Below are 21,649 nucleotides of genomic sequence, written 5' to 3'. Positions count from 1 at the left end.
ACTTGGCGAGGGGATGACTGGACGGTGGTCTTTACCGTCCCCGTTCGAGGCGGCATTCTAGCACTCCTTTACCTACTCTGACTGCGTCATGACCTCGACCCGGCCATCAATTCGCCCGCGCGCTCGCGGTGACTCTCCCACCCCGGTGTTGCCCGACGTCGACGACGCCTGGCTTCAGTCACTCGACGTCGCCGCCCTGCGCCAGGCGCTGATGGCAAGAGTCGTGGAGGCGGTGGCGCTGTGTCTTGACTATCATCCTGGGCTGCCGGAGCCGAAGGTGTGGTGCGATCTGCGCGGCAAGGGCGCAGGGCAGGCCCACTTCGGTCGCGGCGGACTGCGCTTCAATGGCCAGTTGTTGGAAGAGAACCGCCACGCCTTCTTCACCGAGGTGGTGCCCCACGAGGTGGCCCACTGGCTGGTCTGGCACCTGGAAGATGGGCCTACCTTTCGCCCCCATGGCAGGGAGTGGCAGACCGTCATGCTCAGGCTGTTCGGCTTGGCCCCCCGGGTCACCCATCGCTTCGATACCGCCCGCTCGAGCCCTGTCCCGTATCGCTATCGCTGCGCCTGTCGCGAGCACGGATTCTCGGCACGGCGTCACGCCAACGCCCAGGCCGGTCAGGAGTATCGCTGCCGGCACTGTCGCGGCCGACTGTGCCTGGTTGGGAAGAAGTGCTGAAATTTGCGCTTAACCTCTTGTTATAAAATAAAAAAATAGTCATACCAATGTCTAAGGGGAAACCCTGGCCTGGCGACGTTATGCTGGCTGTCAGGTTATTCGCGCCGGTCGGTCTCTCTTATTCAGGCGGCTGGCTCTTCACTTCGATGGGTATCCAAGGACAGAGCACCATGAGCGATCATCAGCACGTCTATCCGGTTTCCGATGCGTTTGCCAAGACCGCCTGGGCCGACAAGGCCACCTACGACAAGCTCTACCGGCAGTCGGTGGAAGATCCCGAGGGCTTCTGGAAGGAGCAGGCCGCACGCCTTGACTGGATCAAGCCACCGCAGACCATCAAGTCGGTATCCTTCGCCAGCGACAATGTCGATATCCGCTGGTTCGAGGATGGCACCCTCAACGTGGCGGCCAACTGCCTGGATCGACACCTCGACAAGCGTGGCGACAAGCCGGCGATCATCTGGGAAGGGGACGATCCGAACGAATCTTCGGTGATCACCTACCGCGAGCTGTACGAGCGTACCTGCCAGCTGGCCAACGCCCTGAAGTCCATGGGGATCGGCAAGGGTGACACCGTGACCCTGTACATGCCGATGATCCCGGAAGCCGCCATGGCCATGCTGGCCTGCGCCCGTATCGGTGCGGTGCACTCGGTGGTGTTCGGCGGCTTTTCTCCCGACGCCCTGGCACAGCGGGTCAAGGACGCTGCCTCACGGGTCATCATCACCGCCGACCAGTCCGTACGCGGTGGCAAGCAGGTACCGCTGAAGGACAACGTCGACGCTGCACTGACCCGTGATGGCACCGACGTGGCCGAGAAGGTGCTGGTGGTCAAGCGTACCGGCGGTGACATCGAATGGCACGAGGGACGTGACGTCTGGTACCACGACGCCGTGGCCGACCAGGACACCGACTGCCCCGCCGAAGAGATGGGCGCCGAGGATCCGCTGTTCATCCTGTATACCTCCGGCTCCACCGGCACCCCCAAGGGGCTCAAGCACACCACCGGTGGCTACCTGACCTACGCCAGCCTCACCCACCAGTACGTGTTCGACTATCACGAGGACGAGGTCTACTGGTGCACCGCGGACGTGGGCTGGGTCACCGGCCACAGCTACATCGTCTATGGGCCCCTGGCCAACGGTGCGGTGACCCTGATGTTCGAGGGGGTGCCGAGCTATCCGACCCACGGGCGGATGGGTGAGATCGTCGACAAGCACAAGGTCAGTATCCTCTACACCGCCCCCACCGCAGTGCGCGCCCTGATGGCCCACGGCGACAAGGTGATGGACTCCAGCTCTCGGGATAGCCTGCGCCTGCTTGGCTCGGTGGGCGAGCCGATCAACCCCGAGGCCTGGGAGTGGTTCTACCGGGTGATCGGCAACAGCAAATGCCCGATCGTCGATACCTGGTGGCAGACCGAGACCGGCGGCATCATGATCACCCCGTTGCCCGGTGCCATCGACCAGAAGCCGGGCTCCGCGACCCTGCCGTTCTTCGGTGTGCAGCCGGCGCTGGTGGACAACGAAGGCAAGCGCCTCGAGGGCGCCACCGACGGCAACCTGGTCATCCTCGATTCCTGGCCGGGACAGGCGCGCTCCATCTGGAACAATCACGAGCGCTTCATCCAGACCTACTTCTCCACCTACGAGGGGACTTACTTCACCGGTGACGGCTGTCGCCGTGACGAGGACGGCTACTACTGGATCACCGGCCGGGTGGACGACGTCCTCAACGTGTCCGGTCACCGCATGGGCACCGCCGAGATCGAGTCCTCGCTGGTGGCACACTCAGCGGTGGCCGAGGCCGCCGTGGTGGGCTTCCCCCATGACATCAAGGGGCAGGGTATCTATATCTACGTGACCCTCAACGACGAGGCCGAACCCACCGACGAGCTCAAGAAGGAACTGACCCAGTGGGTGCGCAAGGACATCGGCCCGATCGCCTCGCCGGATCATATCCAGTGGGCACCGGGACTGCCCAAGACCCGCTCGGGCAAGATCATGCGCCGGATTCTGCGCAAGATTGCCGCCAATGAGTGTGATGGCCTCGGCGACACCAGTACCCTGGCCGATCCTTCGGTGGTCGAGGATCTGATCGAGCACCGCGCCGCCAAGTAAGGCTCATGGCGTAACAGCAGGTCCCGCGGGCCGGCTGCCGGAAACTTCCGGCGCCGGCCCGTTTTTGCATAGTGACGGAGGCCGCAGAGTCGGCACCACGGGTAGCCGTTGAGGATGCTTGCGTCAGGGCGCTTGGGAAAGCCGGCAACCATGGGGTAACATGCTGTGCAAACAAGCGTCTTGCGTTGCGGCGTCCAGGCCTGACACGCTGCATCGGAATCCGGAGGAGAGTCCATGGCCTTTGCCCAGAAATTCATCGTAGCCGATGATCATCCGCTGTTCCGTGCCGCCCTGACGCAGGCGCTTCGCCAGCTCGCGCCCCAGGCCGAAATCATCGAGGCCGACACCATGGAGGCCACCTCGGACGTGGTCATTCGCCACCCCGACGCGGACCTGATCCTGCTCGATCTGCACATGCCTGGAGCCCACGGCTTCTCCGGGCTGATCCAGCTGCGTGGTCAGACCCCGGATGTGCCGGTGGCGGTGGTATCCGGCAGCGATGAAGTGCACGTCGTGCGCCGCGCCATCGACTACGGTGCCTCGGGGTTCATTCCCAAGTCCTCGTCGCTGGCGTTGATCGCCGAGGCGGTGGGCGAGATCCTCGACGGCGAAGTGTGGCTGCCGGAAGAGATGGCCGACGCCCTGGGTGAGGCCAACGAGGAAGAGGCGCGCTTTGCCGAGGCCATCGCCTCGCTGACGCCTCAGCAGTTCCGCGTACTCAACATGTTGACCGAAGGCCTGCTCAACAAGCAGATCGCCTACGAGCTGAACGTCTCCGAGGCCACCATCAAGGCCCACGTGACCGCCATTCTCAGAAAGCTGGGCGTGCACTCGCGCACCCAGGCGGTGATCGCGGCCCAGAAGCTCGAGGTCGAGCCACCCAAGGTCGAATCCTGACGCGGTTGCTTGCGCATCGACGACACCCCGCCCAGGCGGGGTGTCGTGGTTCTGGGGCTTGCGACACCACCGCCAGCGGGGGCCCAGTCCTATGCTGGCGCCGGCCCTGGTGGCAGCCAGCCGGTGTTCATTCGACGTCGTCCGGCAGCACCAGCCGGTCATGGCGGCCCATCAGAAAATCCTGATTCATTGCCAGCGCCTCGCGCAGGAAGTCCCACAGCAGACGCACCCGGGCAAGCTGGCGCTGCTCCTGCCGGGCGGTGATCCAGAACTGACGCACCACCGATACTTCATCCTCCAGCAGCGGCATCAGCCCGTCTCGTCCCGCCGTCATGAAGCACGGCAGAATGCCCAGGCCTGCGCCGCTCTCGGTGGCCATCATCTGGGTCGTCACGCTGGTGCTGCGAAGCGCAAAGTGGGTCTGCTGCGCCTGTTGCACCTGCGGCGACAGCAACGGATCCAGGTAGTTGAGCTGCTCGCTGAACAACAGGTCGTCCACGTAGCCGATCAGCGGATGTGTGCCCAGCTGGGCAAGCTGCTGCGGTGCCCCGTGGCGCTCGACGTAGTGCCTCGCCGCGTAGAGCTTGAGCCGGTAGTCGCACAGTCGCGAGGTGACCAGGCCGGGGTTGCCCGGTCGTTCGATGGTGATCGCCAGGTCTGCCTCATGGCGGCTGAGATTGACCACGCGAGGCAGCGCCAGCAGGTCCAGGGTGAGGCCGGGATGACGCCGGCAGAAGGCGCTGAGCAGCGGGGCCACCACCCAGGTCCCGAAGCCTTCGGTCACGCCAAGTCGGATCTGGCCCTCCAGGCGCAGGTTCTGATCGGTCAGACTGTCGGCGGCCTCGTCGGCGTGTCGGGCCATCTGTTCCGCGTGGCTCTTCAGACGTTCGCCGGCGGGAGTCAGGCGGTAGCCATGGGTGCTGCGTTCGAACAACTGGGTGTTGAGTCGCTGTTCGAAGCGGCGGGTTCGCCGCGACAGGGTCGAGTGGTCAACGCCCAGCCGTCGGGCGGCGTCGGACAGGCGGGCATGCCTGGCCACCTCGAGAAAGACCTGAAGGTCCTGCCAATCGAGCAAAAATCACCTCCGCTGAGCGACGACGTCGTGGACTTCGATGTGTTTGTGGTTGTGCATCAGTGCACAAGCAATGTGCCTGGCTGGCCGTTGTTTGGCCATCCTACCTGTGTCTAGACTGGACAGCATGGATAGCCGTGCCGTGGTGCACACCGCCACAGCGATCAAGGCGGCTGCTGGCATGGCAGTACGCCCAGTCCATCTCATACGACGCCACGCTCATGCACAACGACAACAGCCGGAGCACGCCCATGTCAGTCCGCGAAATTCCCATGATCATCGATGGCCAGGCCGTCCCCTCGCAGTCCAGCGAATGGCGCGATGTGATCAATCCGGCGACCCAGGAAGTGGTCGCGCGGGTGCCGTTCTGTACCCTGGAGGAGGTCGACCAGGCCGTTGCCAGCGCCCATCAGGCCTTTGCCACCTGGCGCAAGGTGCCGCTGGCCAAGCGCATGCGCATCATGCTCAAGCTGCAGGCGCTGATTCGCGAGCATACCCCGGAGCTTGCCGCCCTGATCACCGAGGAGCACGGCAAGACCCTGCCCGACGCCGAAGGTGAAGTCGGTCGTGGTCTCGAGGTGGTCGAACACGCCTGCTCGATCACCTCGCTGCAACTGGGGGAGCTGGCCGAGAACGCCGCCAACGAGGTGGACGTCTACACCCTCAACCAGCCGCTGGGGGTAGGTGCCGGCATCACCGCCTTCAACTTCCCCATCATGTTGCCCTGCTTCATGTTCCCGCTGGCCATTGCCACCGGCAACACCTTCGTGCTGAAGCCCTCCGAACAGGACCCGAGCTCCACCCTGCGCCTGGTGGAACTGGCGCTCGAGGCCGGTGTCCCCGCCGGTGTGCTCAACGTGGTGCATGGCGGCCCTGATGTCGCCAATCACCTGTGCGAGCACCCGGATATCAAGGCCATGTCGTTTATCGGGTCCACCCATGTCGGCACCCAGCTTTATCGCCGTGCCAGCGAGTCCGGCAAGCGCGCTCAAGCCATGATGGGTGCCAAGAACCACTGTGTGGTGATGCCTGACGCCAACCGCTCTCAGGCCATCAACAACCTGCTGGGGTCGGCCTTCGGCGCCGCCGGCCAGCGCTGCATGGCCAACTCGGTGGTGGTGCTGGTCGGCCAGGCCCGGGAGTGGCTCGAGGATATCGTCGAGGGGGCTCGCAACATGAAGGTGGGGCCGGGCACCGACCGCGAGGCGGATCTCGGGCCTCTGGTGTCACCGGCGGCCAAGGATCGTGTCGAAGGCTTGATCGCCAAGGGCGAACAGGAAGGCGCTCGGCTGCTGGTCGACGGACGTGGCTGCCAGGTCGAGGGCTACCCCGACGGCAACTTCGTCGGCCCAACCCTGTTCGCCGGCGTGACGGCGGACATGAGCATCTATCGTGAAGAGGTGTTCGGTCCGGTGCTGTGCGTGGTCGAGGTGGACACGCTGGACGAGGCCATCGCCTTCGTCAACGCCAACCCCAACGGCAATGGTACTTCCATCTTCACCAATTCCGGCTGGGTGGCGCGTCGCTTCGAGAGCGATATCGATGTCGGTCAGGTGGGCATCAATGTGCCGATCCCGGTGCCGGTGGCCTACTTCAGTTTTACCGGCTCGCGCGCCTCCAAGTTGGGTGACCTTGGCCCCAATGGCAAGCAGGCCATCAGCTTCTGGACCCAGACCAAGACGGTGACCGCGCGCTGGTTCGAGCCGGAAAACGTCTCGAGCGGCATCAACAGCACCATCTCGCTCGGCTGATCCAGGGCCGAGCAGGCATGCTGACGCAGCGGCCACGTCCTGTCTGACTCGAGCTCTCGGGCCTGGCCCGGCTGCAGGCTGCGATGCCCCCATCAAGGGGGCATCGTCGTTTTCGGCAGCGGCGACCCGGCATTCGATCAAAGTACCAGAGCACTAAATTGACCTTTACGTTAACGTCAATGTATTGCCTGGCCCTTCTTCCATGCCCACGTCAGCCCGGAGCCCCCATGAGCCCCTCGATCAGCCCATCTCTCAGCCGCTTTCCCGTCCCCGAATCACTGAACGATCTGCCCGATGATATCCGTGACAGCATCCTGGCGGTTCAGGAGAAGGCGGGCTTCGTGCCTAATGTCTTCTTGATGCTGGCCCATCGGCCGGCGGAGTTTCGTGCCTTCTTCGCCTATCACGATGCGCTGATGGAGCGTGAGTCCGATAGCCTGACCAAGGCCGAGAAGGAGATGATCGTGGTCGCCACCAGCGCCCGCAACCACTGCCTCTACTGCGTGGTGGCTCATGGAGCGCTGGTCAGGATCTACAGCAAGGATCCTCTGCTCGCCGACCAGGTGGCGGTCAACCATCGCAGTTCTGGCTTGAGCGAGCGACATCGCGTCATGCTGGACTTCGCGCTGCACTGCGCAATCGATCTGGGCGAGCTGACCGATGAGTGGGAGCAACGTCTGCAGGCGGTGGGGTTCAGCCGCGACGATATCTGGGATATCGGTGCGATCTGCGCCTTCTTTGGGCTGTCCAACCGCCTGGTGACCTTGACCGGGACGCCACCCAACCCGGAATTCTATTTGATGGGCAGGGTGCCCAGAGACGCCTGAACTCAGCCCATCAGCTTCGACAGTGGTTGCTCTGCCAGATCGGCAAGCCAGTGGGTGAGGGCGGAGCGCTGGGCCGCATGAAGGACCAGGCCCACGGTGTCATCGCTGTCGGCGGGGGAGTCATCGTGGGGCAGGCTGACGGCGAAGTCGCCTTCTTCCAGGTGGAACTCGTGAATCTCGCGCAGGCCTACCGGGGTCTCGCAGCGAATCGAGCGGTAGCTGTCGTCTTCGCCATAGATGAGGCGATGGCAGACCTTGTAGCGTGTGTAGAGCGAGAGTCCGCCGGGGAAGGCCGGCCACTTCGCCGGGTGAAGGCGAATATCGCTATCCAGCCCCATGGCATTGGCCTCGGCGCTGGACAACGCCTCTTCCAGGGCCGGGGCGAGCAGTGGGCGTGACTGGGTGTGTGGTGCGGCGTTGATGAGGTCATGGGGGCGGTGGATGTCGGCGTCCCGGAAGTTCAGGGTGTGCTGTTCGCAGTCGCCGTTTTCCCAGCCATCGAGCAGTCGTAACGTCAGTCGGCCCTGGCGCATCGGCGCGAAGACCAGCAGATTGAGGGCCAGCAGTAGATGCAGGCGTCGCTCGCTGGTCTGGTTGTCGAAGGCGGTATAGGGCGAACTGAATAGCCGATGCAGGCGACCGGGCGCGTGTTCCTTGGCTTCATGGTAGGACATGGGGCATTTTCCTCGAGACCGTACGACAACCAGCACATGCCACCATCAGGACCTGGTCGAAGCAGGAGCGTCTGCCGAGCTTCCCGCATGCCCTGATCGAGGCTTTTTATTTTAGATCCAACTTTATTAGCAGAAATTTAAATTTTTATCGAGACAATGCCGAGCCAGGCGAGTGGAAGTCAGTGATCGTCACTCTGGGCGGCCGTTGAGCTGGTTGTCTTCTCTGCTGCCTGGGCGGGGGCTGGCAACGTCCTGGCTGAGGTCTTCGAGGCGGCCTCTGCGGCACTGCGCTTTCTGGCTTCCTTGTTGCGATACATCATGGCGTCGGCGGCGCGCAGCAGTTCTTCCTCGCGCAGGTAGTCTCGATCCCCGGTCTCGGCGACGCCCAGGCTGATCGAGAAGTTCGGGTACTTGCTCTGGAAGGCCAGTTCAATCTTGCTGCCGATGGTCTTGGCGCTCTTGGCGTCACAGTCTGGCAGGATACAGCAGAATTCATCCCCCCCGAGGCGGCAGCAGATGTCGCTGCTGCGGACCGTTTCACGCATGATCTGGCCGAAGGTGACAAGGATTTCATCACCCTTGTGGTGGCCGTGGGTATCGTTGATCTGCTTGAAGTCATCGATATCGCAGTAGATCAGGCTGACCAGCGAGTGACGTCGCTCGGCCATGCGGATCTCCCTGTTCAGGGCCTCGCTCATGCCTCGCTTGTTGAACAGCCCGGTGAGGGCGTCCTTTTCTGCGTAGGCGGCCAGCTCCTTGGTCTTCTCTTCCAGGTTGCGAGCGTAGAGCTCCATTCGGCGCTTGGCGCTGTGGACCTCGTTGAGCAGGGTATCGATATAGGTATCGAAGACCAGGGTGATATCGAAGTACATCAATTTGTCGAGGTTGTTCTTCGCCGACTTGGTCGCTTGCACGTCCTCGAGGTTCTCGTCGATGACGCGAAACAGGATTTCCTTGAGCGTGCGCATGGCGGCCAGAAACAGCTTGGGTTCGACGCCGATACGCTTGTGCACCAGACCGATGCGCAGCCGACTGTTGACGTATTCCGCGTCGTAGTAGCCGGTGAAGATGTCGAGGACGTACTGGCGCTGGGCCGAGCGCAGTCGCTGCAGGGTCTCGGAGTCGCCGATCAGCAGGCTGATCTCGTCGATCTCGGTCTGCCGCTCGTAGAACTCTTCGACGATGATCTCGATATGCTCGTTGATGAGGGGTTTGAGCGCTGCCAGATCGGCCAGGTCGGCTTCGTCGAGGCTCAGGAATTCCTTGCGACGCTGGATCTCGACCTCGCTGATGTGCATCTGTTCCAGCAGGGACTTGTCGATTGGCCTCATGGCAACTCTCACTGGATGGGTGCGACCACTGCGGAACGACATCGAGCCGTGCGGCCGCACCATGTCTTGAAGGCTACCTTCAAGATATATCGTGGATTGGAGACTCCTGCATCGCATTTTCGCGGTTTTACACGCAATTGACACACACCTATTCCACGCGGTGCGCGATCAAGTACACCATCCTAGGTATGCTGTGGATCTAGTGCTGGAGAGGGGGAAAGTTGGCGCCTGGCCCTAAGTCTATTGAATGACCGAACGCAACAGCTCACCAACGTTGCCACTCTGGGACGGCAATGCCAGCACGGCAGGATCGGGCGACGTCGCCGTCAGGCTGGCCACCTGAAACTTGTCGCCAAAACGCAGAAGTCCGAGCCCCTGTTGCTCGAGCCTTGCCGCCACCGGGTCCGGTTGCCCCGACAGAATGCTCTGATAGCGGTCGACGACCCGTAAAAGCTCGATGACCTCCGGTCGCTGGCTGAGTACCAGTTCATCCTCTCGGCGATCGCCCTCCTGGGTAATCCAGTCAAGACGATAGACCTCGCCCTCGATGCCGGCGACGCTTTCCCGCGTGCCGACAGGCTCCAGCGACAGCACCTGCTGGGCCTGGTAACTGCCGAGGTCGGACAGGTCCTGGCCACCGAGTTGCCCGGCGATGGATTGAACATCGCGGATGCCCAGCACCACCGTCTGACCACCGAAGTTGGTGACCACGTGGCCCTTGCCGTCTCTCAACAGCAGATAGCCCTTGGCCGCGTGGCGGGGAAAGTCCAGGCGCAGTTGATCACCGATCCAGCGTGCGGTGACGGCGCTCTCGGGGTCGCCACTGCCATCGACCAGGGTGGCCTGGCCATCGGCCAGGGCGCTTGCAGACACACATAGCAGACAAGCCGCTAGCAGACGGCGCATCGATGATTCCTCATGGCATGAAGATCAAGGGGAAGGGCGGGGCAATGGCTCGCGCCAACAAGACGCGGCGCCCTGGCAGAATTGCCTTCCGGGGCGCCGTCCAGCACGGGCCATTCAGGAGAGTGACAGATGGCCATCGTCGATGATGCGGCGAATGGCCTGCAGCTCGTCGCAGGTGAAGTGTTCCAGTCGTCCTGACAGCAGATCACTGATCTTCTGCATGGGGAGACCCGCGCGGCGTGCGATCTCGCGGCTTCCGAGATCAGATACGGCGATAAGCCGCGTAACAATGCGCATCAGTCGTGTGCGCTGTTCCAGGTCCCTGACATCGAGGTCAGGGCATCGTCGAGGAGGCGGTTCGGAAGCGTCTGCTCGAGACAAGGAATCTGCGGTGCTCATGGTACTCCAATGGGCGTTTTCGACCCCTACAGCATGCAACCTTTTTTGCCCTCTTGCCAGTCCAATTTGGTGTCCGTTCTGGACGTGGCGCAGCGACGAAAACTCCTCATTCCGCAGACGCCGCGGGAGACTGCGGCTGACGGCGATGGCGCCATCTGCAGGCCCTACAAACTTAGACCAAAGAGGTATAAACGAAGGCTGCGGACGGCAAACATCCTCATGATAAGTTGCACGCGCGATTGATAAATTCAACGGTGCGTCCTGTCCCCGGTCAACAATCACTGTTCTGCGGGAACGCACCACTGCGGCGAGAGGTTTATCTCATGGACAATAACAGCAATGGCGGAGCCCAGCTGAGCCGAGTGCTGGCCCGCAAGGACGTCCTGGCGCTGGCCTTCGGTGCCATGGTCGGCTGGGGCTGGATCGTATTGACGGGTGGCTTCATCACCTCGGCAGGAAGCCTTGGCGCCATACTGGCATTCGTGCTGGGCGGCATGGTGATCGTGCTGGTGGGGCTGACCTACTCTGAGCTCGCTTCGGCGATGCCCCAGGTCGGCGGTGAGCACGTCTACAGCTACCGTGCCCTGGGCCATTTTGCCTCCTTCCTGTGTACCTGGGCGATCGTGCTGGGCTATCTCAGCGTGGTGGCCTTCGAGGCGGTAGCGCTGCCCACCGTGGTCGAGCATCTGTTCCCCGGCTACGCCGTCGGTCACCTGTGGACCCTGGCGGGCTGGGACGTCAAGGCCACCTGGGTTGCCGTCGGTGTGGCCGGCTCGGTGGTCATGATGGCCATCAACTATGTTGGCGTGCGCACCGCGGCGCTGGTCCAGAAGGTGGTGACGCTGCTGATTCTGGCCGTCGGTGTGATGTTCATCACCGGCGCCCTGTTCGAGGGTAGCAGCGCTTCGCTGACGCCGTTGTTCAACACCGAAGAGGGTGTGCTGGGCGGGATCACCATGGTGCTGATCATGGTTCCTTTCCTGTTTGTCGGCTTCGACGTCATCCCGCAGGCGGCGGAAGAGATCGACCTGCCGTTTCGCGAGATCGGTAGGGTTTTGATGCTGTCGGTGGTCCTGGCGGTGTTCTGGTACGCCTTCATCGTGCTGGGAACGGCATTGATGCTGCCCAAGGCGGAGCTCGAGAACAGCTCCCTGGCGGTACCTGACGCCATGGGGGCGGTGTTCAACACCCCCTGGGCGGCCAACCTGATGGTGCTGGCGGGTATCGCCGGCATCCTGACCAGCTGGAACGCCTTCTACGTCGGTGGCTCTCGCGCCATCTATGCACTGGCCCACTGCGGCATGCTGCCGGCCTTTCTGGCCAAGCTGCATCCTCGTCACAGGACGCCGGTCAACGCCATCCTGTTGATGGGAGCCTTGTCGAGCCTGGCGCCTCTGCTGGGCCGCCAGGCCATGGTGTGGCTGGTGGTGGCCGGTGGTCTCGGCATCGTCATCGCCTACCTGTTCGTATCCATTTCGTTTCTGGTGCTTCGGCGCAAGGAGCCGGAACTCGAAAGGCCGTTCAAGGTCAGCCATCCTCGCCTGGTCGGTTGGCTGGCGGTGGTGCTGTCGCTGGGACTGATCGGGCTCTACCTGCCCGGCAGCCCCTCGGCGCTGTCACCCATCGAGTGGGGGCTGTTCGCCGGCTGGATGGGTGCCGGGCTTGGCCTGTACCTGTGGTCCCGCCGCCGCTATGGCACGGCCTACAGCCAGCGACAGATGCGTCGTGAGCTGGAAGGCACCTGACGCCTTGACCGCAACGCCGGTCGGCGGCTTTGCCGGCCGGCGGACGCTTCAAGAACTCTGGACCTTGTCCCGAAAATCAGCACCCGGCGGCAGCCGTGTTTTTGTTGACCAAAAGTAAAAATGTAGATATTTTTACAAAACGTCAAAACAATACGGAGCCCTGCCATGTCCATCCTTGCCTCTGCCCAGCTTCAGGATCGTGATGATCAGACCACCGCCCCTGGCGCACGCGATCCACGCGGGTTCACCCTGGTCCCGTCGACCTCTTCCGAGCGTCTGCAGGAGCTGCGTGTCGAGCGGTCGGTCGTCGCTGCCTTCCTCGACGCCTGTGCCGAATGGCCGATTCAGGCGCTGGAGTACAAGTCGATGCTGCGTTTTCGTGTCGCGGGAATACTCGATGAGCTGTGCGAGGGGACGCTCAAGCCGCGGCTGGCCAATATCCTGCTGGACCGTCGCCAGGGAGCGCTGCAGGTCGTGCCGGAAGGGCTGGACCGGGTCGAGCAGGCCGAGGACATGGTCAAGTTTTCCACCGCCGTTGCCCACCTGATCGGACGATCCAACTTCGATGCCATGAGTGGTCAGTACTATGCCCGCTTCGTGGTCGAGAATGTCGACACCTCCGACAGCTATCTGCGGGCGCCGCATCGGGTGATGGAGCTTCACAACGACGGCACCTTCGTCGAGCAGGTCACCGACTACGTACTGATGATGAAGATCGACGAGCAACACATGGAAGGCGGCAACTCGCGGCTGCTCCATCTGGACGACTGGCACGAGCTGGAGCGGTTCTGCCGTCACCCGCTGGCGTTCAGTGAGATGCGCTGGTCGGCTCCGCCCAGCAAGAATGTGGTGCGCGACGTCTTTCACCCGGTATTCGACGTCGACCGTGATGGCCGCCCGGTGATGGCCTACATCGATCAGTTCGTCCAGCCACGTGATCTGGAGGAGGGCAACTGGCTTTGCGAGCTGTCGGACTCGCTGGAGTCGAGCGACGGCGTCATTTCCCTGCCCAATCCGGTCGGCAGCTTCCTGCTGATCAATAACCACTTCTGGCTGCACGGTCGCGACAAGTTCGAGGCTCACCCGCAGCTCAGGCGCGAGCTGATGCGCCAGCGCGGTGTCTTCACCTGTGGCAGCACCCTGCGAGCTCGCCAGGACTGAGGTGTCCTCCGGGGAAGAGGGGTGCAGCGGGGCAGCGGGGCACGGCCCGACGCGGTACTCTAGGGTGATGGGCCCCGCGATACCCGGTCGCCCACGATGTATCCGGCCCCGTCCCGGCGGCGGGGCAAGACCAAGGACAACGAGACCCCCATGTACGACTTCATCATCATCGGCGGTGGCATTCTGGGCATGTCCACCGCCATGCATCTCAAGGACGCCTATCCTGAAAAGCGCATGCTGTTGCTGGAAAAGGAGGACGGTCCGGCTCGCCATCAGACCGGTCACAACAGTGGCGTGATACACGCCGGGGTCTACTACACACCGGGCAGCCTCAAGGCGCGCTTCTGTCTGGAAGGCAACCGTGCCACCAAGGCGTTCTGCGAGACCCACGACATCGCCTACGAAAGCTGCGGCAAGCTGCTGGTCGCCACCAACGAGGTGGAGTTGGGGCGGATGAAGGCCCTGTGGGAACGCACCGAAGCCAATGGGCTTGAGCGTGAATGGCTCGACGCCGGTGCCCTTGCAGAGCGTGAGCCCAACATCACCGGCGTCGGCGGCATCTTCGTGCCGTCCAGCGGTATTGTCGACTATGCCGAGGTCACTCGCGCCATGGCCGCCGAGTTCGAGCGACGCGGTGGCGAGATCCGCTACTCACGGGAGGTAACCGGGCTCGACGAACGTCGCCAGGAAGTGGTGGTGACCACCACCACCGAGACCTTCAGCAGTCGCTACCTGGTAAGTTGCTCAGGGCTGATGGCCGACCGGGTGGTGCGCATGCTGGGGCAGACCCCGAGCTTCACCATCTGTCCCTTCCGCGGGGAGTACTTTCAGTTGCCCGAGCACCGCAACGCCATCGTCAATCATCTGATCTACCCGATTCCGGACCCCAGCATGCCGTTTCTCGGCGTCCACCTTACCCGCATGATCGATGGCAGCGTGACGGTGGGGCCCAACGCCGTGCTGGCACTGGCCCGCGAGGGCTATCGCAAGCGTGATGTCTCGGCAGCGGATCTGGTCGGCATGGTCAGCCATCCGGGTATTCTCAAAGTGCTGTGGCGTCATCTGGGCCCTGGCATGCGTGAGATGAAGAACTCGCTGTCACGGCGTGGCTATCTGGAAGAGGTGCGCAAGTACTGCCCGAGTCTCACCCTCGATGACCTGAAGCCCTACCCGGCCGGGGTGCGTGCCCAGGCGGTGACACGAGACGGCAAGCTGGTCGACGACTTCCTGTTCGTCAACACGCCGCGCACCATCAACGTAGGCAATGCGCCATCGCCGGCGGCGACCTCGGCGTTGCCGATCGGTGCCCATATCGTCGCCAAGGTACGCGAGCAGGTCGACAGTCAACGCTGAGGCGTGAAAAGCCGGCGCGACGCCAGCTCCCTGAGAAGCGCGCCCTTCGGGGGTTCGACGGGCAGGATGGCGGGCCAGTGTCTCTAAGACCTTGTGAGAATTGCAGACAAAGATAAAAAACGTCGAAATGTCTGCAGTGGCAAGCGAGGCCGGCTCTTGCTAGCTTGCCTAGGCGATTGCTGTATCGACACTTCAATTCCGCACAATAAATTCTAAGCGGTTCCCACGAGGAACGGAGGAAGACCATGCGAGCACTGACCCTTGCCCTGACGGCATCCCTGCTGGTTGCCAGCCACAGCGCCGTGGCCCAGAGCCAGCTGTCGATCGCCACCGGTGGAACCGGCGGCACCTACTACCCCTACGGTGGAGGCCTGGCCGAGCTGATCAAGAAGCACGTCGACGGCTACGACGCAGTGGCCGAAGTGACCGGCGCCTCGGTGGAGAACATGGGACTGGTCTGGCGTGGTGACTCCGATCTGGCGCTGGCGCTGGCCGACACTGTCCACCAGGGCGCTACCGGTACCGGTGACTTCGAGGGGCGCAAGCTCGAGAACATTCGTGCCATCGCCTCCATCTATCCCAATGCGGTGCAGATCGTGACCATGGCCGACTCCGGCATCGACTCGTTGGATGACCTGGAAGGCAAGGTCGTGTCCGTGGGCGCGCCGGGCAGCGGCACCGAGCTCAACGCCCGCGCCATTCTCGAAGCCAACGGCATCAGCTACGACGACTTCGACCCGCGTCGCTTGAACTTCAACGAGACCGCCGACGCCCTGCGTGATGGCGATATCGATGCCGGTTTCTGGAGCGTGGGGCCGCCCACCAGCTCGATTCTGAATCTGGCCACCACCAGCGATGTTCGGCTGATCGGCCTCAGCGACGAGGAAGTCGCCAAGGCGCGCGAGGACGAACCGGTGTTTGCCCCGTATGAGCTCAAGGCCGGTCTCTACGAAGGCATGGAAGAAGCGGTGCAGACCCTTGGCGTACCCAACGTGCTGATCGCCAGCAGCGAGATGGACGAGGAACTGGCCTACCAGATCACCAAGACCCTGTTCGAGCAGACCGACGAGCTGATCGCCATCCATCCGGCGGCCAATGACACCACCGTCGAGTTCTCGGTGAACTCCACACCCATCGCTTTCCACCCTGGCGCACTGCGCTACTACGAGGAAGTCGGTGCCGAGGTGCAGGACAAGCAGCGTCCCTGATGGCGGGGCGTCGATTCATGGCAGGGCGGGCCTCCGGGCTCGCCCTGCCTGCGCTTGGGCTGGTCACGCTGATGACTGTGGCGGGCGCTGGCCAGGCAAGTGATGCCGACTGCGATGCTCTATTTACCTTGAGCGTGCGCGACGCCGAGGGTGCAGCGCTGGTGGAACTGCCGATGCCCGATGGTGCCGGCTGGTGCCTGGCCTGGAACCACTCGGTAGAAGGCTTCGAGGTGCTCGACTGCTATCGCAACCTCGGCGGTGCCATGGTGCTTGAACGCAGTCACCTGCCGGACTTTGCCGCGGGCCTCGACCACGTGCCCTGGCGCGGACGCCAGGTCAGCGACGGTCAGGGCGGCTACTGGATCGAGGACATCGACGAGCCCGTCCCCGGCAATCGCTATCGGCTGAGGGTCGGCGCCAAGCGCGTCGATCATCGCCTGGTCAGCCGTGGTGAGCCGACCCTGGAGACGTTGATCAAGGCTCGGGCCGACTGTGCGGACGGGGACTCCCTGGCCGTGCCGGCGGCCTCCACGCCCATCAGCCTGAGCGATCTGGCGGCGGGGCGTTTGGTCAGCGTTGGACTCGAGCGGCGCGACTAGCCTGTCGTTGGCCCAGGCTATCGAATGATGCCACCAACCGCGTGGGCACTTCGGCCCCTCGAGGGCCTGCGACCTGCGACAGCATTCCGAATTATGCCAACCGGCCAAGCGCCGGCAAGGCCTGACGAGAATCACGACAATGAGCGAAACGGCAGCTTCACCGGTGGTGCCTGGCAGCCAGGCCAACCACCCCAAGACCATCCTATGGCTGATCACCCTGGTGGCGGTCGGCCTGTCGCTGTTCCAGCTCTACTCGGCGGGGATTCAGCCGCTGGGGCTGTTCTATCAGCGCAGCATCCACCTTGCGCTGGTGATGATGCTGGCGTTCCTGATGTTTCCGGTGTTCGGTCCCAAGCGTGACAGGGGCGTGCTGGGTGGGGCGATCGACCTTGTGTTCTTCATCGGGGCGATGATCACCGGCGGCTACATGGCGCTGTTTCTGGACGAGATCATCAATCGCGCCGGTTTCTGGAGCCAGACCGACATCACCGTCGGCATCATCGCCACCATCACGGTGCTTGAGGCCAGCCGTCGCGCGGTGGGGCTGGGCATGACCATCATCGGCCTGATCGCCATCCTCTACGCCTTTGCCGGGCCCCGTGGCGAGTTACCCTGGCTCGGCCAGTTCCTGCCTGGCATCCTCGAGCATCGCGGCTACAATCTCGATCGTCTGGTGGGCCAGCTTTACCTGGGTCAGGAAGGCATCTTCGGCCTGCCCATGGGGGTGGCCGCGACCTATATCTTCATCTTTGTGTTGTTCGGTGCCTTTCTCGAGATCACCGGGGCGGGCAAGTTCTTTATCGATCTGGCCTACGCCGCCACCGGACGCCAGCGTGGCGGGCCCGCCAAGGCCGCGGTCATCGCTTCTGCCGGCATGGGCTCGATCTCCGGCAGTGCCATCGCCAACGTGGTCACCACCGGCGCCTTTACCATCCCGCTGATGAAGCGCCTGGGCTACAAGCCCCACCAGGCCGGTGGCATCGAGGCGGCGGCGTCTACCGGTGGCCAGATCATGCCTCCGCTGATGGGGGCCGGTGCCTTCCTGATCGCCGAGTACACCCGGCTGCCGTATCTCGAGGTGGTCAAGGTCAGCATCCTGCCGGCCTTCATGTACTTCGCCACCGTCTATCTGTTCGTGCATATCATCGCCCTCAAGGAGGGTATGCAGGGCATGGCCAAGGACGAGCTGCCGCAGATGAGCGACGTGCTCAAGCACGGTTGGCACTTCCTGCTGCCGCTGGCGGTGCTGGTGTGGCTGTTGATGATGAACATGTCGCCGATGCGAGTGGGCTACTACGCCATCGTCTGCATGCTGCTGGTGGCGGTGCTGCGTTTCGCGGTGTGGTTCTTGTTCGTGGCGCCAGGCGAGGGGCAGCCGGTGACCGCCGAGCGTCTGGGGCTGGCCTGTCGCAACGGTCTGCTCAAGTTGCTTGAAGGCCTCGAACTCGGTGCGCGCAACGCCGTGGCGGTGACCATGGCCTGTGCGGTGGCAGGGATCATCGTCGGGGTAGTGGGGCTGACCGGTCTCGGCCTCAAGTTCTCGGCCATGATGCTGGCTTTCTCGGGCGGTAACCTGCTGCTGGCGCTGATCATGGTGCTGCTGGCGAGTCTCGTGCTGGGTATGGGGCTGCCGGTGACGGCCAGCTATATCGTGCTGATCGTGCTGGTGGGGCCGGCGCTGGCCAATGAGTTCGGGGTGCCGTTGCTGATCGCCCACCTGGTGGTGTTCTGGTATTCCCAGGACTCCAACGTGACGCCGCCGATTGCGCTGGCCGGCTTCGCCGGGGCCGCCATCGCCGGGGCCAAGCCCATGGAGACCAGCTTCCAGTCGTGGAAGTTTGCCAAGGGCCTCTATCTGGTGCCGCTGTTCATGGTCTACAACCCCGAGATCATCGTCGGCGGGCCGGTCTGGCTGCTGATCTGGAAGGGCTTCACCGGGCTTCTGGCGCTGGGCGCCTTCGCCGCCACCCTGGAAGGCTATCTGTTCACCCGCATGGCGATCTGGCAGCGCGTGCTGCTGCTGCCGGCGATCGTCGGGGTGTTCCTGCCGTCGCTGGTGTTCGACGTCGCCGGTGCCGCCGTCATGCTGGCGATCATCAGCCTCAACTTCTGGCAGGCCCGCCGCACGCCGGCAACAGCGTAGCGGCGCCAGGGCAGCCGCCAACAGCGACAACGCCGTGCCCAAGGGCACGGCGTTGTCGTATCGGGAGGAGCCGGTCCGTCGAGGGCGCTCGCTTACTGCGGCTGGCTGGACGACGTCTCGGTATTGGCACCGGTGTCGGCATTTTCGCCGCTCGCCGCGGCGGCGCCCTGGCTGGGCTCCTGCATGCCGGCGGCCTGTTCGGCCACGGCGTCGGCCTCTTCCACGGCCTGCTTCTCGGCGGCGGTGGGTTCATCACCGCTGGACAGCAGCGCCTCCTGGGCCTTCTGCATGCTGTCGCTCTGGGCGTTGCCGTCGGCACCCACCGGGCGCAGCACCACCGACACCGGCGGCTGGTCGGCGTCGGCACCGACTTCCACCGGAGTGGCTTCGGTACTGGTCCACACCAACTGACCTTCGTCGTTGCGGATCTCGCCACGCAGGCTGTGGGTGTGGCGCGGGTTCACCGCGTCGCTTGCGTAGCTCAGCGAGAAGTCGGTCGGTGCCTGGCGCTCGATGGTCACCGTGGTTTCGGCGATGGTCCTGGCCGGGGCGTCGGCGAGGGCAACGTCGTTGAGCAACACCGTGACCTCGGCATTGTCGGGCAGGCTCTGGCCGGCCTCGGCGAAGCTCAGGGTACCGTCAAGCGTCATTTTCTGCGCCTGTTCGGTGGTGCTCTGCTGGCTGGCGTTCGAGCCCTCCTGCGCGGTGCTGGCGGTGCTCTGTCCCTCATCGCAACCGGCCAGCGCCAGGCCGGAGGTCAGGGCGGCAATAAGCAGCAGGGTCGGTTTCATGGCTCTCTCCTTGGGTGAGCGGGTCGTCCTGTCAGGCGGCGTGGAGTGTCGGCGATGGCCGCGACAGCAGCGTTACCCTAGCAGGCCAATGCGCAGTCAGGGTGAAAGGCGCTGTCGCTGGCTGGCGACGTCTCCGCATAGGGAGAGGTACTGCTCCCCCGGCTCTGCTAGACTATGCCGCTTCCCGATTGTTCCCTTGTCGTGGCGATTTCTTTGCCGCGGCGCCGTCGTTTCTTCGAGGAGTTGCCGATGTCATCCACTTCCCCAGCGCCCCGGGTCGGCGTGATCATGGGTTCCAAGTCCGACTGGCCGGTCATGGAACACGCCGTGACCATGCTCGAGCGCCTCGGCGTGAGCTACGAGACCCAGGTGGTCTCCGCCCACCGCACCCCGGATCTGCTGTTCGACTACGCCAAGGGTGCCGCCGAGCGTGGTATTCAGGTGATCATCGCCGGGGCTGGCGGTGCAGCGCACCTGCCCGGCATGGTCGCCTCCCAGACCGCGCTGCCGGTGCTCGGCGTGCCGGTGGAGTCCAAGGCGCTCAAGGGGCTGGATTCACTGCTGTCGATCGCCCAGATGCCGGGCGGCGTCGCCGTCGGCACCCTGGCCATCGGCAAGGCCGGCGCTACCAATGCTGGCCTGCTGGCAGCCCAGATCGTGGGGCTCGGGGACAGCCAGGTTCGCGAGGCCGTCGAGGCCTTCCGCGCCGAGCAGACCCAGACCGTGCTCGACAATCCCGATCCTCGTCCGCCCGAGTCTCGCCAGGGCTGAACGGCGTCGTGTACCCGCAGGAAAACAGGAGCAAGTCATGAAGATTGGCGTTCTCGGGGCCGGACAGCTCGGCCGTATGCTGGCGCTGGCCGGCTATCCGCTGGCCAACCGGTTCCGCTTTCTCGATACCACCGGCCACCCCAGCGCCGGGATCGGCGAGGTGATGATCGACACCGACCAGAAGCACGTCCAGAGCTTCCTCGAAGACGTCGACCTGGTCACCTACGAGTTTGAGCACCTGCCGGTGTCGTTGGTCCAGGCGATCGAAGCCGAGAAACCGGTCTACCCCGGCAGTGAGGCGATCCGGGTGTGTCAGAATCGTGCCGAGGAGAAGGCGCTGTTCGATCGACTGGGTATTCCGACGCCGGCCTATCGCCTGGTGGACAGCGCCGAGTCGCTGGAAGCCGCCGCTCGTGAGCTGGGCACGCCGGTGGTGGCCAAGTCGATCACCGAGGGCTATGACGGCAAGGGGCAGGCGGTGCTGAAGGACCCGGCGGAAGCTGCCGATGCCTGGAAGCGCATCAATCACCCGCGGTTGATCGTCGAGTCCTTTGTCGACTTCGTGCGCGAGGTGTCGATCATCGCCGTGCGTGGACGCGACGGTGAGGTGGTGTTCTATCCCATGGCGGAAAACGTCCATGTCGATGGCATCCTGCGTTACTCGCTGGCGCCGATGCCGGATCTCGACGACAGCGTCCAGCACACCGCCGATGAATACATCCGGGCGCTGCTGGATGAGCTGGACTATGTCGGTGTGCTGACCCTGGAGCTGTTCCAGTGCGCCGACGGCAGCCTGCTGGCCAACGAGATGGCACCGCGAGTGCACAACTCCGGCCACTGGACCATGGATGGCGCGGTGACCAGCCAGTTCGAGAATCATCTGCGTGCCATCCAGGGCCTGCCGCTGGGGGACACCAGTGCCCGGGCGCCGACCTGCATGGTCAACGTGATCGGACGCGAGCCCGAGCCGAGCCAGGTGCTGGCCATGCGCGACGCTCATCTTCATCGCTACGACAAGAGCGAGCGCGCCGGTCGCAAGCTTGGTCACATCAACCTGGTCGCCGACGATCACGCGAGCCTGCTTGAGCGGGTGCGCGAATGCGCCGCCCTGGTGCCGGACGCGCCCGAGGTGCGCTTCAGCTTCGAAGACTGAGCCAGGCGCTGTTTTGCTCCCTCCAGGACGGGCCCCAACACGGGGCCCGTCGTCGTTTCGGGGTGGCGA

The 21,649-nt window shown here is 63.8% G+C and carries 19 protein-coding genes; 13 read left to right on the top strand and 6 right to left on the bottom strand.

What is annotated here, in order from left to right:
- The first annotated feature begins 88 nt into the window (after positions 1-88).
- The 3 genes from NFH98_RS16010 to NFH98_RS16000 all read left to right on the top strand — a co-directional run bounded on the left by NFH98_RS16010 (position 89) and on the right by NFH98_RS16000 (position 3,696).
- Entirely contained in the window at positions 89-679 is a 591-nt protein-coding gene (locus NFH98_RS16010; RefSeq protein ID WP_348827016.1) for a SprT family zinc-dependent metalloprotease, read from the top strand.
- Between the two features lie 170 nt (positions 680-849).
- A complete protein-coding gene (acs, locus tag NFH98_RS16005) occupies positions 850-2,799 on the top strand; it encodes an acetate--CoA ligase (protein WP_222516005.1) in 1,950 nt (649 codons plus the stop codon).
- A gap of 234 nt (positions 2,800-3,033) precedes the next feature.
- Positions 3,034-3,696, top strand: coding sequence for a LuxR C-terminal-related transcriptional regulator (locus tag NFH98_RS16000; protein ID WP_045992823.1), 663 nt, complete (start codon positions 3,034-3,036; stop codon positions 3,694-3,696).
- A 127-nt stretch (positions 3,697-3,823) separates the two neighbouring features.
- On the opposite strand, the gene NFH98_RS15995 is transcribed toward NFH98_RS16000, so the two are convergent.
- Complete coding sequence (locus NFH98_RS15995; RefSeq protein ID WP_108448215.1) at positions 3,824-4,771, bottom strand: LysR family transcriptional regulator; 948 nt, start codon at positions 4,769-4,771, stop codon at positions 3,824-3,826.
- A gap of 248 nt (positions 4,772-5,019) precedes the next feature.
- Between NFH98_RS15995 and NFH98_RS15990 the strand changes: the two genes are divergently transcribed.
- On the top strand, positions 5,020-6,519 hold the full coding sequence (locus NFH98_RS15990) for a CoA-acylating methylmalonate-semialdehyde dehydrogenase (RefSeq protein ID WP_348827015.1): 1,500 nt from the start codon (positions 5,020-5,022) through the stop codon (positions 6,517-6,519).
- Between the two features lie 227 nt (positions 6,520-6,746).
- A complete protein-coding gene (locus NFH98_RS15985; RefSeq protein ID WP_261395179.1) occupies positions 6,747-7,346 on the top strand; it encodes a peroxidase-related enzyme in 600 nt (199 codons plus the stop codon).
- 2 nt (positions 7,347-7,348) lie between these two features.
- Here NFH98_RS15985 and NFH98_RS15980 read toward each other — a convergent pair whose 3' ends face one another.
- The 4 genes from NFH98_RS15980 to NFH98_RS15965 form a co-directional block, all read right to left on the bottom strand.
- A complete protein-coding gene (locus NFH98_RS15980; protein WP_306168907.1) occupies positions 7,349-8,020 on the bottom strand; it encodes a hypothetical protein in 672 nt (223 codons plus the stop codon).
- A gap of 179 nt (positions 8,021-8,199) precedes the next feature.
- Positions 8,200-9,351 carry a diguanylate cyclase gene (locus NFH98_RS15975; RefSeq protein ID WP_181248598.1) on the bottom strand — a complete coding sequence of 384 codons (1,152 nt, stop codon included), beginning with the start codon at positions 9,349-9,351 and terminating at the stop codon, positions 8,200-8,202.
- A 240-nt stretch (positions 9,352-9,591) separates the two neighbouring features.
- Positions 9,592-10,257: a hypothetical protein gene (locus tag NFH98_RS15970; RefSeq protein WP_348827014.1), complete on the bottom strand. Its 666-nt coding sequence runs from the start codon at positions 10,255-10,257 to the stop codon at positions 9,592-9,594.
- A gap of 114 nt (positions 10,258-10,371) precedes the next feature.
- Positions 10,372-10,656: an XRE family transcriptional regulator gene (locus tag NFH98_RS15965; RefSeq protein ID WP_071211119.1), complete on the bottom strand. Its 285-nt coding sequence runs from the start codon at positions 10,654-10,656 to the stop codon at positions 10,372-10,374.
- A gap of 323 nt (positions 10,657-10,979) precedes the next feature.
- Between NFH98_RS15965 and NFH98_RS15960 the strand changes: the two genes are divergently transcribed.
- The 6 genes from NFH98_RS15960 to NFH98_RS15935 all read left to right on the top strand — a co-directional run bounded on the left by NFH98_RS15960 (position 10,980) and on the right by NFH98_RS15935 (position 18,865).
- The gene (locus NFH98_RS15960; protein WP_045992816.1) at positions 10,980-12,401 is read left to right on the top strand and encodes an APC family permease; all 1,422 of its coding nucleotides are present in this window, start codon (positions 10,980-10,982) and stop codon (positions 12,399-12,401) included.
- Between the two features lie 165 nt (positions 12,402-12,566).
- On the top strand, positions 12,567-13,562 hold the full coding sequence (gene glaH / locus NFH98_RS15955; protein ID WP_348827013.1) for a glutarate dioxygenase GlaH: 996 nt from the start codon (positions 12,567-12,569) through the stop codon (positions 13,560-13,562).
- A gap of 150 nt (positions 13,563-13,712) precedes the next feature.
- A complete protein-coding gene (gene lhgD / locus NFH98_RS15950) occupies positions 13,713-14,915 on the top strand; it encodes an L-2-hydroxyglutarate dehydrogenase (protein ID WP_348827012.1) in 1,203 nt (400 codons plus the stop codon).
- A 245-nt stretch (positions 14,916-15,160) separates the two neighbouring features.
- Positions 15,161-16,123, top strand: coding sequence for a TAXI family TRAP transporter solute-binding subunit (locus tag NFH98_RS15945; RefSeq protein ID WP_348814775.1), 963 nt, complete (start codon positions 15,161-15,163; stop codon positions 16,121-16,123).
- A complete protein-coding gene (locus NFH98_RS15940) occupies positions 16,123-16,722 on the top strand; it encodes a DUF1850 domain-containing protein (protein ID WP_349622940.1) in 600 nt (199 codons plus the stop codon). Before NFH98_RS15945 ends, NFH98_RS15940 begins: the two co-directional genes overlap by 1 nt.
- Positions 16,723-16,861: 139 nt before the next feature.
- Entirely contained in the window at positions 16,862-18,865 is a 2,004-nt protein-coding gene (locus NFH98_RS15935) for a TRAP transporter permease (protein WP_348827010.1), read from the top strand.
- Between the two features lie 92 nt (positions 18,866-18,957).
- On the opposite strand, the gene NFH98_RS15930 is transcribed toward NFH98_RS15935, so the two are convergent.
- The gene (locus NFH98_RS15930; RefSeq protein ID WP_052704348.1) at positions 18,958-19,656 is read right to left on the bottom strand and encodes a YbaY family lipoprotein; all 699 of its coding nucleotides are present in this window, start codon (positions 19,654-19,656) and stop codon (positions 18,958-18,960) included.
- 249 nt (positions 19,657-19,905) lie between these two features.
- Between NFH98_RS15930 and purE the strand changes: the two genes are divergently transcribed.
- Positions 19,906-20,427 carry a 5-(carboxyamino)imidazole ribonucleotide mutase gene (gene purE, locus NFH98_RS15925; protein ID WP_045992811.1) on the top strand — a complete coding sequence of 174 codons (522 nt, stop codon included), beginning with the start codon at positions 19,906-19,908 and terminating at the stop codon, positions 20,425-20,427.
- A gap of 37 nt (positions 20,428-20,464) precedes the next feature.
- The gene (locus NFH98_RS15920; RefSeq protein ID WP_108448226.1) at positions 20,465-21,580 is read left to right on the top strand and encodes a 5-(carboxyamino)imidazole ribonucleotide synthase; all 1,116 of its coding nucleotides are present in this window, start codon (positions 20,465-20,467) and stop codon (positions 21,578-21,580) included.
- The last annotated feature ends 69 nt before the right edge of the window (positions 21,581-21,649 follow it).

The sequence above is a fragment of the Halomonas sp. H33-56 genome, assembly GCF_040147035.1.
In the GTDB taxonomy this organism is placed as follows: Bacteria; Pseudomonadota; Gammaproteobacteria; order Pseudomonadales; family Halomonadaceae; genus Halomonas; species Halomonas litopenaei.
Note: the sequence above shows the minus strand (reverse complement) of the source record. Positions and strands in the feature narration are given on the sequence as shown.